13 protein-coding genes are annotated in these 13,680 nt (G+C 69.7%); 7 read left to right on the top strand and 6 right to left on the bottom strand.

The window, feature by feature from the left end; genetic code table 11:
• Positions 1–86: 86 nt before the first annotated feature.
• The gene (locus BTH_RS13695; protein ID WP_009893351.1) at positions 87–281 is read right to left on the bottom strand and encodes a DUF2905 domain-containing protein; all 195 of its coding nucleotides are present in this window, start codon (positions 279–281) and stop codon (positions 87–89) included.
• A gap of 20 nt (positions 282–301) precedes the next feature.
• The gene (locus BTH_RS13690) at positions 302–1,492 is read right to left on the bottom strand and encodes a class I SAM-dependent methyltransferase (RefSeq protein WP_009893353.1); all 1,191 of its coding nucleotides are present in this window, start codon (positions 1,490–1,492) and stop codon (positions 302–304) included.
• Between the two features lie 13 nt (positions 1,493–1,505).
• On the opposite strand from BTH_RS13690, the gene BTH_RS13685 reads away from it, so the two are divergent.
• The 5 genes from BTH_RS13685 (at position 1,506) to glmS (ending at position 7,431) form a co-directional block, all read left to right on the top strand.
• On the top strand, positions 1,506–2,462 hold the full coding sequence (locus BTH_RS13685; RefSeq protein WP_009893354.1) for an SDR family oxidoreductase: 957 nt from the start codon (positions 1,506–1,508) through the stop codon (positions 2,460–2,462).
• 81 nt (positions 2,463–2,543) lie between these two features.
• A complete protein-coding gene (locus BTH_RS13680; RefSeq protein ID WP_009893357.1) occupies positions 2,544–2,948 on the top strand; it encodes a dihydroneopterin aldolase in 405 nt (134 codons plus the stop codon).
• Positions 2,945–3,940 carry a tRNA 2-thiocytidine(32) synthetase TtcA gene (gene ttcA, locus BTH_RS13675; protein WP_009893359.1) on the top strand — a complete coding sequence of 332 codons (996 nt, stop codon included), beginning with the start codon at positions 2,945–2,947 and terminating at the stop codon, positions 3,938–3,940. Before BTH_RS13680 ends, ttcA begins: the two co-directional genes overlap by 4 nt.
• A 235-nt stretch (positions 3,941–4,175) precedes the next feature.
• The gene (glmU, locus tag BTH_RS13670; RefSeq protein ID WP_009893360.1) at positions 4,176–5,537 is read left to right on the top strand and encodes a bifunctional UDP-N-acetylglucosamine diphosphorylase/glucosamine-1-phosphate N-acetyltransferase GlmU; all 1,362 of its coding nucleotides are present in this window, start codon (positions 4,176–4,178) and stop codon (positions 5,535–5,537) included.
• 61 nt (positions 5,538–5,598) lie between these two features.
• Positions 5,599–7,431, top strand: coding sequence for a glutamine--fructose-6-phosphate transaminase (isomerizing) (glmS, locus tag BTH_RS13665; protein ID WP_009893361.1), 1,833 nt, complete (start codon positions 5,599–5,601; stop codon positions 7,429–7,431).
• 73 nt (positions 7,432–7,504) lie between these two features.
• Here the strand turns inward: glmS and BTH_RS13660 are convergent, their stop codons facing one another.
• The 4 genes from BTH_RS13660 to BTH_RS13645 all read right to left on the bottom strand — a co-directional run bounded on the left by BTH_RS13660 (position 7,505) and on the right by BTH_RS13645 (position 10,214).
• Positions 7,505–7,888 carry an avidin/streptavidin family protein gene (locus tag BTH_RS13660; RefSeq protein ID WP_011401719.1) on the bottom strand — a complete coding sequence of 128 codons (384 nt, stop codon included), beginning with the start codon at positions 7,886–7,888 and terminating at the stop codon, positions 7,505–7,507.
• A 309-nt stretch (positions 7,889–8,197) separates the two neighbouring features.
• Positions 8,198–8,695, bottom strand: coding sequence for a TPM domain-containing protein (locus BTH_RS13655; protein ID WP_009893364.1), 498 nt, complete (start codon positions 8,693–8,695; stop codon positions 8,198–8,200).
• Positions 8,695–9,549: a TPM domain-containing protein gene (locus tag BTH_RS13650; protein WP_009893365.1), complete on the bottom strand. Its 855-nt coding sequence runs from the start codon at positions 9,547–9,549 to the stop codon at positions 8,695–8,697. The genes BTH_RS13655 and BTH_RS13650 overlap by 1 nt, the downstream gene beginning before the upstream one ends.
• Positions 9,546–10,214, bottom strand: coding sequence for a LemA family protein (locus BTH_RS13645; protein ID WP_011401718.1), 669 nt, complete (start codon positions 10,212–10,214; stop codon positions 9,546–9,548). The genes BTH_RS13650 and BTH_RS13645 overlap by 4 nt, the downstream gene beginning before the upstream one ends.
• 575 nt (positions 10,215–10,789) lie before the next feature.
• On the opposite strand from BTH_RS13645, the gene BTH_RS13640 reads away from it, so the two are divergent.
• Both BTH_RS13640 and BTH_RS13635 read left to right on the top strand, forming a co-directional pair.
• Positions 10,790–11,131: a DUF2933 domain-containing protein gene (locus BTH_RS13640; protein ID WP_045592528.1), complete on the top strand. Its 342-nt coding sequence runs from the start codon at positions 10,790–10,792 to the stop codon at positions 11,129–11,131.
• A gap of 72 nt (positions 11,132–11,203) precedes the next feature.
• Positions 11,204–13,627, top strand: a complete 2,424-nt coding sequence (locus BTH_RS13635) for a heavy metal translocating P-type ATPase (protein ID WP_009893368.1) — start codon at positions 11,204–11,206, stop codon at positions 13,625–13,627.
• The last annotated feature ends 53 nt before the right edge of the window (positions 13,628–13,680 follow it).

The raw sequence follows: 13,680 nt of genomic DNA, 5'->3' as shown, positions 1-13,680 counted from the left end.
CGAGCGCGCACGGTGCGATGCGCGGCAGGCGGCCGGCTGCGCGCGCCGCGTCGGAACCGTCCGAACGCGGTGCCCGCCCGCCGACGTCACCAGAGCCGCGCGATCACCGACACGATGCCCATGATCACGAGCGTCGACATGAACGGGAACGGATAGACGCGCGAGCCGAGCTTGAGCGTCACGTCGCCCGGCAGCCGCCCGACGCCGAGCCTCGACAGCCACGGCCACGCGCGCGTGAGCACCATCACGGCGATGAACGTGGTGAGCAGCCAGCGCAGCATCGCGTCGCGTCCGGCCCCGGCTACAGCGTGTGCGAGCGGTCGCCGCGCGCGAACGCGTCGAGCGCGCCGTCGATGCCGCGCGAGAAAGCGATCACCTTGAAGAGCTCGCCCATCTCCGCCTCGGAAATCAGCTTCTGCACCGCGTTCGCGGCGGGCAGGAAATGCTGCGCGTCGGACGGGTCGATCTCGGCGAGCACGTCGGTGATCCCCGCGTTCAGCAGGAAACGCGCCTGCGACGTATAGCCGAGCAGATCCGCGCCCGCGCCGACGCCCGCCTCGTGGATCGCGCTGAATTCGACGTGCGCGGTGATGTCCTGCAGCCCCGGATAGACGAACGGATCGCCGTGCGCACGGTGCCGGTAGTGGCACATCAGCGTGCCCTGCGCGCGCTGCCGGTGATAGTACTCGTGGCTCGGAAAGCCGTAGTCGATGAAGAACGCGGCGCCGCGCGCGAGCATCGCGCACACCGTGCGGACGAACGCCACCGCCGCATCGTGCGTCTCGGTCACGTAGCCTTCGTCGGCATCGATCCCCGCGAGCCGCGCCGCCTCTTCGGCGCGCGCGAACGGCCGATCGGCGAACACGAACGCGCCCGCATCGTCGATCGATACGCCGCGCTCGCACCAGCCGCGCGCCTGCTTCGCGACGAGCCGCACCGGCATCGCGTCCAGCACTTCATTGCCGACCACGACGCCCTCGAAGCGCTCGGGCAGCGCATCGAGCCAGCGCACGCGCGCGGCGAGGCCGGGCGCTTGCGCGCCGAGCGTCTCGCGCTGGCGCGCGCGCAGCTCGCCGGACAGATCGACGATCGCATATTCGTCCAGCTCGACGCCGAGCGCGGCCAGCGCGGTCAGCAACCCCGCCGCGAGCTTGCCCGTGCCCGCGCCGAACTCCATCACGCGCCGCGTGCCGCTCGCGTCGAGCGCCTGCGCGACGGGGCGCGCGAGCGTTTGCGCGAAGAGCGGCGACAGCTCGGGCGCGGTCACGAAATCGCTGCCGTCGTCGGCGCGCCGGCCGAATTTCTGCGCGCCGCCGCTGTAGTAGCCCATGCCCGGCGCGTACAACACGCGCTCCATGTAGCGTGAAAACGGGATCCAGCCGCCCGCCGAGGCGATTTCGGCGCGCAGCGAAGCGGCGAGCGCTTCGGACTGCGCGAGCGCGTCGGGGCCGGGAACGGGTAAACTAGCGGGTTCGTGAGCTTTCGGATTCATCCCGGCATTGTAAATGACCGTCCCCGCCGACACCTGCGACACATCCGCGGCCCGCACCGCGCGGGTCGTGCTGATCACGGGCGCCGTGCATACGGGCGCCGCGCAAGCATGCGCCGCCGAAGCGGCACGGGCGGTCGCACCGCAGGCGGCCGATGCCGCCCCGGCGGGCGACGCGCCATCCTGCGCGCCGACGGCGGATGGCGCGCCGATGGGCGCCCCGCGAGCAGGCGGGCAGCAGGCGGACACCGCTTCGCATGCCGCGCGCCCGGGCGGCGCGCCCACCGCCGCGCGGCCCGCGCCCGACGCCGCGGCCGTCGGACGCGCGCTCGCCGTCGGCTTCGCTCGGCGCGGCTGGGACGTCGCGCTCGCGGCCGCCGCGGGCGACGAAGCCCGCGCGGCCGCCGCGCTCGCCGCCGAAGTCGAGGCGCTCGGCCGCCGCGCGGCGGTGCTCGTCGCCGATCTGTCGGCCGAGACGGATGTCGCGCGGCTCGTCGCCGAGTGCGGCGCGGCGCTCGGCCGGCCGGCGTGCGTCGTCGCGCAGCCCGCGCCCGTCGCGGACAACGCGCGCGACGTCGGCTACGCGTCGCTCGCGTGCGCGATGGCGCGCGGCGTCGCCGCGCCGCTCGTGCTCGCGCGCACGCTCGCCGACGCGACGCCCGACGCCGCGCGCGACGACGAGCGCGAGCGCGCGGTCGTGATTCATCTGCTCGACGAGACGCTGTTTCATCCGGCGCCCGAGCGCCTGTCGCACTCGCTCGCGCAAGCCGCGCTGCACCGCGCGACCACCGCGCAGGCGCTCGCGCTCGCGCCGAAGGTGCGGGTAGTCGGCCTCGTGCGCGGGCGGGCGCCGCGCGCGGACGACATCGCCGACGCCGCGTGCTATCTCGCGGATGCGCCGGGCGTGACGGGCGCGACGCTGACCGTCGACGGCGGCGAGCATCTCGCGCCGCCCGCCGACGAACGGAATTGACGGGCGCGGCCTCGTGCGGACATCTCGACGCCGCGCGTGGCCGCGCCCCTTTGCATGCATCACCCTTTGACTGGAACGACCATGTTTGCCGCCCTCCTGCATCCCAGGCTCGCCGATTGCCGCAGGCTCTACCTGCGCAACCACGAGGTGTACATGAACATCGGCGCCTTCGAGCATGAGAAGCGCGGCGAGCAGCGCGTCGTCATCAACGTCGACCTGTTCGTGCCGCTCGCGCTGACGACGCCCGTCGAGGACAAGCTGCGCGAAGTCGTCGATTACGATTTGATGAAGCAAAGCGTCGCGCAGTGCGTCGCGCGCGGCCACATTCATCTGCAGGAAACGCTGTGCGACGCGATCGCGGCGAGCCTGCTCGCGCACGACGCGGTGCGCGCGGTGCGCGTCTCCACCGAAAAGCCGGACGCCTATCCCGATTGCGACGCCGTCGGCGTCGAAGTATTTCGCATCAAGGACGAGGAGCGAGCATGAATGCGCCCCACACCCCGCATCTGAACGAAGCCGACGCGGCCGCCGCCGTCGAGGCGAACGCGGCCGAGATCGGCCGCCGCGCGCTCACGCGCCGCGAGCAGAAGGAAGCGTACGAGAACAACAAGCTGTTCAAGCGGCTCGTGCGCCAGGTCGGCCAGGCGATCGGCGACTACAACATGATCGAGCACGGCGACAAGGTGATGGTCTGCCTGTCGGGCGGCAAGGACAGCTACGCGCTGCTCGATATCCTGTTGCGGCTGCGCGAGCGCGCGCCGATCGATTTCGACCTCGTCGCCGTGAACCTCGACCAGAAGCAGCCGGGCTTTCCGGAGCACGTGCTGCCCGAGTACCTGACGAAGATCGGCGTGCCGTTTCACATCGAGAACCAGGATACGTACAGCATCGTCAAGCGGCTCGTGCCCGAAGGCAAGACCACCTGCTCGCTGTGCTCGCGGCTGCGCCGCGGGATTCTGTACCGCGTCGCGGGCGAACTCGGCGCGACGAAGATCGCGCTCGGCCACCACCGCGACGACATCGTGCAGACGCTGCTGCTGAACATGTTCTACGGCGGCAAGCTGAAGGGGATGCCGCCGAAGCTGCAATCGGATGACGGCAAGAACATCGTGATCCGCCCGCTCGCCTACGCGAAGGAAACCGATCTCGAGAAATACGCGGAACTGCGCGAATTCCCGATCATTCCGTGCAATCTGTGCGGCAGCCAGCCGAACCTGAAGCGCGCGGAGATGAAGGCGCTGATCCGCGACTGGGACAAGCGCTTTCCGGGCCGCGTCGACAACATGTTCAACGCGCTCGCGAACGTCGTGCCGTCGCACCTGATGGACACGCAGTTGTTCCCGTTCGCCGGACTGCGCGCGACGGGCGAGGCCGATCCGAACGGCGACATCGCGTTCGACGAGGACCCGTGCGGCACCGGCGCGAGCGCGCCGGGCGGCGCGAAATCCGTGTCGATCGTGCAGTTCGACGATCTGTAACCCGCCATTCGCGGCGCGCGCCGCGAAACGAAACGAACGGCGGCGCGCCGGCCTGCCGCGCGCCGCCGGAACCCGAGCCCGCGCCGATCCCGCGGCCGCGGCGGCTCGCCGGGCCCGCCGAACTCGCCCGCGCGGTGGCCGCCGCCGCGCCCGTCCGGCCCCCCGCGCAGCCGCGCCGGACGGGGCCTGCATGCTAGAATGGCCAGCTTCGAACTCTCCCTACGAAACTGGCGCCATGAATATCGTGATTTTGGCGGCAGGCACCGGCAAGCGCATGCGTTCGGCGCTGCCGAAAGTGCTTCATCCTCTGGCCGGCAGGCCCCTTCTCTCCCACGTGATCGACACCGCCCGCGCGCTCGCGCCGTCCCGGCTCGTCGTCGTGATCGGCCACGGCGCCGAGCGGGTGCGCGCGGCCGTCGCCGCGCCCGACGTGCAGTTCGCGGTGCAGGAGCAACAGCTCGGCACGGGGCACGCGGTGCGCCAGGCGCTGCCGCTGCTCGACCCGTCGCAGCCGACGCTCGTGCTGTACGGCGACGTGCCGCTCACGCGCGCGGCGACGCTCAGGCGCCTCGCCGACGCCGCGACCGACGCCCGCTACGGCGTGCTGACCGTCACGCTCGACGATCCGACGGGCTACGGGCGCATCGTGCGCGACCAGGCGGGGTGCGTCACGCGCATCGTCGAGCAGAAGGACGCTTCGGCCGACGAGCTGAAGATCGCCGAAATCAACACGGGCATCGTCGTCGCGCCTACCGCGCAGCTGTCGATGTGGCTCGGCGCGCTCGGCAACGACAACGCGCAGGGCGAGTACTACCTGACCGACGTCGTCGAGCAGGCGATCGAAGCGGGCTTCGAGATCGTCACGACGCAGCCGGACGACGAATGGGAGACGCTCGGCGTCAACAGCAAGGCGCAGCTCGCCGAGCTCGAGCGCATTCATCAGCGCAAGCTCGCCGAAGCGCTGCTTGCCGATGGCGTGACGCTCGCCGATCCGGCGCGCATCGACGTGCGCGGCAAGCTCACGTGCGGGCGCGACGTGTCGATCGACGTGAACTGCGTGTTCGAAGGCGACGTGACGCTTGCCGACGGCGTGACGATCGGCGCGAACTGCGTGATCCGCAACGCGGCGATCGCCGCGGGCGCGCGCGTCGACGCGTTCTCGCATCTCGACGGCGCGACGCTCGGCGCGAACACGGTCGTCGGCCCGTATGCACGGCTGCGCCCGGGCGCGGTGCTCGCCGACGACGCGCACGTCGGCAACTTCGTCGAGGTGAAGAACGCGACGCTCGGCCACGGCTCGAAGGCGAACCATCTGACCTATCTCGGCGACGCGGACATCGGCGCGCGCGTGAACGTCGGCGCGGGCACGATCACGTGCAACTACGACGGCGCGAACAAGTTCCGCACGGTCATCGAGGACGACGTGTTCGTCGGCTCGGACACGCAGTTCGTCGCGCCGGTGCGCGTCGGCCGCGGCGTGACGGTCGCGGCGGGCACGACCGTGTGGAAGGACGTGGCCGAAGGCATGCTCGTGCTCAACGACAAGACGCAGACCGCGAAAAGCGGCTACGTGCGTCCCGTCAAGAAGAAGAGCTGAACCGTTTTTCGGGCGCGCAGCGGCGCGCCCGCGTCATTGTCGAGTTTCGAGGATAGATTTCATGTGCGGGATTGTCGGCGCGGTTGCGCAACGTAACATCGTTCCGGTGCTGATCGAAGGACTGCGCCGTCTCGAGTATCGCGGCTACGACTCGTGCGGCGTCGCGGTGCTCGGCGCCGGCGCGCCTGCGCCGGGCGCGCCGAGGCGCGCGCGCAGCGTCGCGCGCGTCGCCGATCTCGATGCGCAGGTGCGCGAGTCGCATCTCGGAGGCGTAACCGGCATCGCGCACACGCGCTGGGCGACGCACGGCGCGCCCGTCACGCACAACGCGCACCCGATCTTCTCGTCGAACGCGCTCGCGCTCGTGCACAACGGCATCATCGAGAACTTCGAGCCGCTGCGCGAGGGGCTGCGCGCGAAGGGCTACGCGTTCGTATCGCAGACCGACACCGAAGTCATCGCGCACCTGATCCACAGCCTCTATCGCGGCAACCTGTTCGCGGCCGTGCAGGAAGCCGTCAAGCAGTTGCACGGCGCGTACGCGATCGCGGTGATCCACCAGGACGAGCCGCACACCGTCGTCGGCGCGCGCCAGGGCTCGCCGCTCGTCGTCGGCTTCGGCGAACAAGAGAACTTCCTCGCGTCCGACGCGCTCGCGCTCGCGGGCAGCACCGATCGCTTCACGTTCCTCGAGGAAGGCGACGTCTGCGAGCTGACGCTCGCGGGCGTGACGATCGTCGATCGCGACGGCGCGCGCGCCGTGCGCGAGGTGCGCGTCGTCGCCGCATACGGCGGCGCGGTCGAGCTCGGCCCGTATCGGCACTTCATGCAGAAGGAAATCTTCGAGCAGCCGCGCGCGATCGCCGACACGATTGCGCAAGCGGACGCGTTCGATCCGTCGCTGTTCGGCGAGCGCGCGGGCAGCGTATTCGCGGGCATCGACAGCCTGCTGATCCTCGCGTGCGGCACCAGCTACTACTCGGGCCTCACCGCGAAGTACTGGCTCGAATCGATCGCGAAAATCCCGACGCAAGTCGAGATCGCGAGCGAATACCGCTATCGCGAATCGGTGCCGAACCCGCGCGCGCTCGTCGTCGTGATCTCGCAGTCGGGCGAGACGGCCGATACGCTCGCCGCGCTCAAGCACGCGCAGGCGCTCGGCCACGCGCACACGCTCGCGATCTGCAACGTCGCGACGAGCGCGATGGTGCGCCAGACCGAGCTGCAGTTCCTCACGCACGCGGGCACCGAGATCGGCGTCGCTTCGACGAAGGCGTTCACGACGCAGCTCGTCGCGCTGTTCGTGCTCGCGGCGACGCTCGGCAAGCTGCGCGGCCACGTCGACGCGGCCCGCGAAGCCGATTACCTGAAGCAGTTGCGCCACCTGCCCGCCGCGCTCAACAGCGTGCTCGCGCTCGAGCCGCAGATCATCGCGTGGTCCGAAGAGTTCGCGCGTAAGGAAAACGCGCTGTTCCTCGGCCGTGGGCTGCACTATCCGATCTCGCTCGAAGGCGCGCTGAAGCTCAAGGAGATCTCGTACATCCACGCGGAAGCGTATCCGGCGGGCGAACTGAAGCACGGGCCGCTCGCGCTCGTGACGGAGGCGATGCCGGTCGTCACCGTCGCGCCGAACGACACGCTGCTCGAGAAGCTGAAATCGAACATGCAGGAAGTGCGCGCGCGCGGCGGCGAGCTGTACGTGTTCGCCGACGCGGACACGCACATCGTCAACGACGAAGGGCTGCACGTGATCCGGATGCCCGAGCATTACGGGCCGCTGTCGCCGATCCTGCACGTCGTGCCGCTGCAGTTGCTCGCGTATCACACCGCGTGCGCGCGCGGCACCGACGTCGACAAGCCGCGCAATCTCGCGAAATCCGTGACGGTGGAGTAAAGCGCGCGCGACGGAACACGCGATCCGCGCCCCCCCGCGGATCGCTCGCCTCCCCCGCTGCGATCCTCCCGCCTCAAGCCCTGACGAACGTATCGGCACCCGCGTTGATCGACGCCCACTCGTCGCCCGCCTCGACCTGATGCGTCATTTGCCACAGCGTGCTGATCCTGTCGTCCGACGTGCCGGGCTCGCATTGCCCGACCCACGCGGTGATCGCCTGAAACTGATCCCAGTGGACGACGAACGCGATCAGGTTGCCGTCGACGTAGCCGATCAGATCGCCGCTCGTCGAGCCGCCCTTTTCGCTGACCGCGCTCGTGTACGTGCCCGTCACGCTGTCGCCCGACTGCTCGATCCGCATCGTCGAGCCGAGCTCGTTCTTCCACGTGCCGGAGAAATCGATCGGCGTGCCGGTGCCGACCTTGACGCGCCTGAGCGCATGTTCCAATCGCTGCATCTTTCGCCTCCTCAATTTACGAATCGACGACAGCCGGCCGGGACGGGCGCGGGTCACGCCAGGGCGCGTTGTTCTATCGGCGCAGCGGCACGGATATCTAGAACAATAGTTCATCGCTCGCGGCAGCGACGGACGATTCACTGATTCACCGATTCATCGATTCATCGCGCGTCGCTCGTGACCGCGCGCGGACGGTGCCGCTCGGAACCCGTCGCGTCAACCCGGCGCTCGAACGGGCGAACCCGCGCGGCGCGCGTGCCGGCAGACAGTCCCGGCTTCGCACGAAACCGCCGCCGAATCGAAAGCGATTCACAGCACGACCGGCGCGCTCGACAACTCGTCGCCCGGCGCGCGGCGCGCCGGATAGTGCCGCGCGAGCAACGCGGTGACAGCCTCGATCCCGTGAATCGAGCCCGCCTCGAAGCGGCCTCGGCGAAACTCCGCCTCCATCTCGCGGCACACCTTCTCCCAATCGTCGCTGTCGACGCGCGCATGAATCCCGCGATCGGCGACGATCTCGACGTCGTGATCGGCGAGCAGCAGATAGATGAGCACGCCGTTGTTGTGCTCGGTATCCCAGACGCGCAGTTCGGAGAACGCATCGATCGCGCGTTCGCGCGCGGTGGTCCCGCGAAAGAGCATCGACACGTGCAACGCGCCTTCGACCGCGAACCGCAATTGGCCGACGTGCTTCTCGTGACTCGTCTTGATCGCGCGCTCGATCTTGCCGAGCGTGCGCTTCGGAAACGCCGTGCCGACGCGCCAGCGCGTCATCAACAGGTGCCTCGCGAATCGCGCAATATCCATCACCACCTCCCGGACGCGCCGCCGCCGCCGAACCCGCCTCCGCCGCCGCGAAAGCCATCGCTCCCGCCGCCCCAGCCGCCGCCGCGCCCGCCGATGAACGGCCCGCCGACGCGCGCGCCCACCCCGCCGCCGAGCAGCGTGAAGAAGAGCGCGACCGCCGCCGCAGCGAATGCGACAAAGAGCGCGCCGGACAGCATCCACGCGACGAAGCCGACCACGCCGCCCGTGACGACCGAACCCGCGAGCCGGCCGAGTATCGCGCGCAGCACGCCCCCCGCGACGATCGTCATCACGAACAGCAACGGCAGCAGGCGGCCGAGCCCGCCTTCGTCGCCGCGTCGCGCGCGAGGCGGCGGCAGCGGCTCGCCTTCGATCACGCGCATCATGCTGCCGACGCCCGCCGAGATGCCGCCGTAGAAATCGCCGCGTCGAAAGCCCGGCACGATGATCTCGTCGATGATTCGATGGCTCGTCGCGTCGGTCAGCACGCCTTCGAGCCCGTAGCCCACCTCGATGCGCAATGTGCGATCGTTCTTCGCGACGATGAGAAGCGCGCCGTCGTCGACGTTCGCGCGGCCGAGCTTCCACTGCTCGACGACGCGGATCGAATACTGCTCGATCGTCTCGGGCTGCGTCGTCGGCACGATCAGCACCGCGATCTGGCTGCCCTTGCGCGCTTCGAAATCCTTCAGCGACTGTTCGAGCGTCGCGCGCTCGGCGGCCGTCAGCGTGCCCGTCTCGTCCGTCACGCGCGCGGCGAGCGGCGGCACCGGCTGCTCGGCGCGGCAGACGCCGCCGCCGAGCGACAGGAACGTGAGGATCGCGACGCACGCCGCGCGCAAGAGATTCTTCAATTCGACGCTCCGGCGGCCGGCGCGGGCGCCGGCTTGGCCCCGAAGTCGACGCGCGGCGGCTTCGAGATCTCGGCTTCGTTCGCGACCGAGAAGTTCGGTTTTTCCTGGTAGCCGAACGCCATCGCGGTCAGGTTGCTCGGGAACGAGCGAATCGTCGTGTTGTACGCCTGCACCGAGCGGATATAGCGATTGCGCGCAACCGTGATGCGATTCTCGGTGCCCTCGAGCTGCGCCTGCAGATCGCGGAAGTTCGCATCGGACTTCAGTTGCGGATAGTTCTCGGACACGACGAGCAGCCGCGACAGCGACGACGTCAGCTGCGCTTGCGCGGCTTCGAATTTCGCGAATGCCTGCGGATCGGACAGCAGCTCCGGCGTCGCGCGAATCGAGCCGACCTGCGCGCGTGCCTCGGTCACGCGCGTGAGCACGTCGCGCTCCTGATTCGCGTAGCCCTTCACGGTGTTGACGAGATTCGGCACGAGATCCGCGCGGCGCTGATACTGATTCAGCACCTCCGACCAGCTCGCCTTCACCTGCTCGTCCTGCACCTGGATCGCGTTGTAGCCGCAACCGGACAACGCGAACGCGAGCACGGCCAGCAGCGCCGCCCGGATCGGAAATGTCCACGCCGCCATCGCATGAGGAACCGAAGAGTGATGTCGCATCTGCTACCTCCTTGCCGTTTGCCGGGAAGGCTTGCGCTGATCGCCGGCAGCCCGTCCGGGGCGGCTGGCTTCGGACAGCCAGTTTGAGGGACGGCCGGTCGCGGACGGCCGGTCGCGAATCGTCTGCGCACGCTTCGAATCGATGCTACGTTTGCGATTCCCGATCCGCTTGACTTGCGTCAACGGTCGACCAGCATGGGCCGGCGGCAAGGATCGCGCGCACGGCTCGCGCCCGCCGCGTCACGTTCGCGGCCGACGCCGCTCTGGGCCGCGCGTCCGCGGGCAAGTAACGGGGCGCGATTGAGATAGGTCAATTCGCGCCGTCCGGCCCGCGCTACAGTGAAACGGTCATTCGCCTTCGAGCCATGCTCAGGCCCCGAAATGAGAGCATTCAAGCGGTTCGCGATTGCAATGCTCGCCGCCCCGCTCGCGACGGGACGCCGGCTCGCCCGCCGCATGCGGGCGTCCGCGCGCGCCGAGGCCGCACGGTGGCGCGTGCTTTGCCGGCAATGGCGCGGCGGTCCTCGCTTGCGCGCGTCGCCGGCCGGCACCGGCGCGCCGGGTGGAGCAAGACGATGAGCGCGCCGCGCCGTTCCCATTCGCATCGGCGGTCGCGCATCGTGATCGGCATGCTCCTGCTCGGCGCGACCGCAGCCTTCGTGTGGCTGCCTCGCCATCGCTACCACGTTCTTGGCTTCCTGCCGTATCTGCTGCTGCTCGCGTGCCCGCTCGCGCATGTTTTCATGCATCGCGGCCATTGGCACCGCGACGCCTCCGGAAACGCGACGCCCCCCGATGCCGGAGACGACGATGCGCGGCACCGCTGCACGGTCGGCTCGCGAGCCTGCGTCTCCCGCGCTCGCGAAGCCGGCCGGAAAAGCGCAACATCGAACGACGGTTCGCCGCCTATGCGATGACGCGACGCGCTTGGGCTAAGCGCGCCGCCGCAGGCGCTACCGACATTCATCGACGCGACAGGAGCGCTTGTCATGCACGACGCACATGTCCATCACGATCACGGCCGCGACGCGGACGAACGGCACGATCCCCATCGCGCGCACGGCGCGGCGACGCCCGGCGAAACGGCCGTCGATCCGGTCTGCGGAATGAAGGTGCCGATCGACGCGCCGCGCCGGCACGACCATCAAGGCCGGACGTATCGCTTCTGCAGCGACGCGTGTCTGACGGCGTTTCGCGCATCGCCGCAACGGTTCGTCGGGATGCCGAAGCAGCCGGCGAGCGAATCCGCGGCGCCGCCGGGCACGATCTACACGTGCCCGATGCACCCGCAGATACGCGCGAACGCGCCGGGCGACTGCCCGATCTGCGGGATGGCGCTCGAGCCGCTCGCGCCGGGCGCCGCCGAAGTAAGGAATCCCGAGCTCGAATCGATGACCAAGCGATTCTGGGTCGGGCTCGCGCTATCGGTGCCGCTCGTGTTGATGACGATGGGCAGGATGGCGCTGCCGTTCGACATCGGCGCGGGCATCGACGCGCTGCTCGCGCGCTGGCCGCCGCCGCACTGGATGGCGGCTTCGTGGTCGCAATGCGCGCAGGCCGCGCTCGCGACGCCCGCCGTGCTGTGGGGCGGCTGGCCGGTCTTCGTGCGCGGCTGGAAGTCGTTGGTCACGCGGCAACTGAACATGTTCAGCCTGATCGCGCTCGGCGTCGCGGCGGCCTATCTGTTCAGCGTGTTCGCGCTGCTGTTCCCCGACGCGCTGCCGCGGGCGTTTCGCAGCGGCCATGAAATCCCGCTCTATTTCGAAGCGTCGGCGGTGATCGTGACGCTCGTGCTGCTCGGCCAGGTACTCGAGCTGCGCGCGCGATCGCGCACGTCGAGCGCGATCCGAGACCTGCTGCAGCTCGCGCCGCACACGGCGGTGCGCGTGAATCCAGACGGCTCGGAGCAGACCGTGCCGCTCGAGGCGGTCGTCGTCGGCGACACGCTGCGCGTGAAGCCCGGCTCGAAGGTGCCGGTGGACGGCGTCGTCGTCGAAGGGCACTCGAGCGTCGACGAATCGATGATCACCGGCGAGCCGGTGCCCGCCGAGAAGACCGTGGGCAGCCCGGTGACGGGCGCGACCGTCAACCAGACGGGCACGTTCGCGATGCGCGCGGAGAAGATCGGCGCCGACACGCTGCTCGCGCGGATCGTGCAGATGGTCGCCGAAGCCGGGCGCTCGCGCGCGCCGATCCAGAAGCTCGCCGATCAGGTATCGGGCTGGTTCGTGCTGGCCGTCATCGCGCTCGCCGCGATCGCGTTTGCGGCATGGGCGGCGTTCGGTCCGGCTCCCGCGCTCGCGAACGCGCTCGTCGTCGCGATCAGCGTGCTCATCATCGCGTGCCCGTGCGCGCTCGGCCTCGCGACGCCCGTGTCGATCATCGTCGGCGTCGGGCGCGGCGCGCGCGAGGGCGTGCTCATCAAGGATGCCGAAGCATTGGAGCTGATGGAAAAGGTCGACACCGTCGTCGTCGACAAGACCGGCACGCTGACGGAGGGCCGCCCGCGCGTGCAGACGGTCGTCGCGCTCGACCCGCAGCGCGAGCGCGCGCTGCTCGGCGACGCGGCGAGCCTCGAAGGCGCGAGCGAGCATCCGCTCGCGCAGGCGATCGTCGAGCATGCGATGCAGGCGGGCGCCGAGCGCAAACCGGTCGCGTCGTTCGATTCGGTGCCCGGAAAAGGCGTGCAAGGCATGATCGACGAGCGCGCGGTCGCGCTCGGCAACGCGCACCTGATGGCGGATCTCGCGGTCGATTGCGCATCCGTCGAAACGGATTCGAATCGCCTGCGCGAAGCCGGCCAGACCGTGATGTACGTCGCGATCGACGGGAGGCTCGCCGGCTATATCGGCGTCGCGGACCCGATCAAGGAGACGACGCCGGACGCGGTGCGGCAGCTCAAGGCATCGGGCGCGCGCATCGTGATGCTGACGGGCGACAACCCCGTCACCGCGAACGCGGTCGCGAAGACGCTGTCGCTCGACGGCGTGAAGGCGGGCGTGCTGCCCGAGGACAAGTACAGGCACGTTCAGACGCTGCAGCAGCAAGGGCACGTGGTGGCGATGGCGGGCGACGGCGTCAACGATGCGCCGGCGCTCGCGCAGGCGAACGTCGGCATCGCGATGGGCACCGGCACCGACGTTGCGATGAACAGCGCGCGGATCGTGCTCGTGAAGGGCGACCTGCGCGGCATCGCGCGCGCGCGCGCGCTCAGCGTCGCGACGATGAAGAACATCCGGCAGAACCTGTTCTTCGCATTCGTCTACAACGCAGTCGGCATTCCGGTCGCGGCGGGCGTGCTGTATCCGTGGTTCGGCATCACGCTGAGCCCGATCTTCGCGAGCGCAGCGATGGCGGCAAGCTCGGTTTCGGTGATCGGCAACGCACTGCGGCTGCGCGCCGCGAAAACCTGAGCGAGCGGCGCACAGGCGGCGAATCCCGCGCGACGCCCGGACGCCGGCCGCGC

The organism is Burkholderia thailandensis E264 (assembly GCF_000012365.1).
Classification (GTDB): domain Bacteria; phylum Pseudomonadota; class Gammaproteobacteria; order Burkholderiales; family Burkholderiaceae; genus Burkholderia; species Burkholderia thailandensis.
This window is presented reverse-complemented; position numbering and strand designations above follow the sequence as displayed.

Bases quoted from the DNA above. Each gene is read 5' to 3' on its own strand.
- BTH_RS13695 (WP_009893351.1), bottom strand. From the start codon at position 281: ATGCTGCGCTGGCTGCTCACCACGTTCATCGCCGTGATGGTGCTCACG.
- BTH_RS13690 (WP_009893353.1), bottom strand. From the start codon at position 1,492: ATGAATCCGAAAGCTCACGAACCCGCTAGTTTACCCGTTCCCGGCCCC.
- BTH_RS13685 (WP_009893354.1), top strand. From the start codon at position 1,506: ATGACCGTCCCCGCCGACACCTGCGACACATCCGCGGCCCGCACCGCG.
- BTH_RS13680 (WP_009893357.1), top strand. From the start codon at position 2,544: ATGTTTGCCGCCCTCCTGCATCCCAGGCTCGCCGATTGCCGCAGGCTC.
- ttcA (WP_009893359.1), top strand. From the start codon at position 2,945: ATGAATGCGCCCCACACCCCGCATCTGAACGAAGCCGACGCGGCCGCC.
- glmU (WP_009893360.1), top strand. From the start codon at position 4,176: ATGAATATCGTGATTTTGGCGGCAGGCACCGGCAAGCGCATGCGTTCG.
- glmS (WP_009893361.1), top strand. From the start codon at position 5,599: ATGTGCGGGATTGTCGGCGCGGTTGCGCAACGTAACATCGTTCCGGTG.
- BTH_RS13660 (WP_011401719.1), bottom strand. From the start codon at position 7,888: ATGCAGCGATTGGAACATGCGCTCAGGCGCGTCAAGGTCGGCACCGGC.
- BTH_RS13655 (WP_009893364.1), bottom strand. From the start codon at position 8,695: ATGGATATTGCGCGATTCGCGAGGCACCTGTTGATGACGCGCTGGCGC.
- BTH_RS13645 (WP_011401718.1), bottom strand. From the start codon at position 10,214: ATGCGACATCACTCTTCGGTTCCTCATGCGATGGCGGCGTGGACATTT.
- BTH_RS13640 (WP_045592528.1), top strand. From the start codon at position 10,790: ATGAGCGCGCCGCGCCGTTCCCATTCGCATCGGCGGTCGCGCATCGTG.
- BTH_RS13635 (WP_009893368.1), top strand. From the start codon at position 11,204: ATGCACGACGCACATGTCCATCACGATCACGGCCGCGACGCGGACGAA.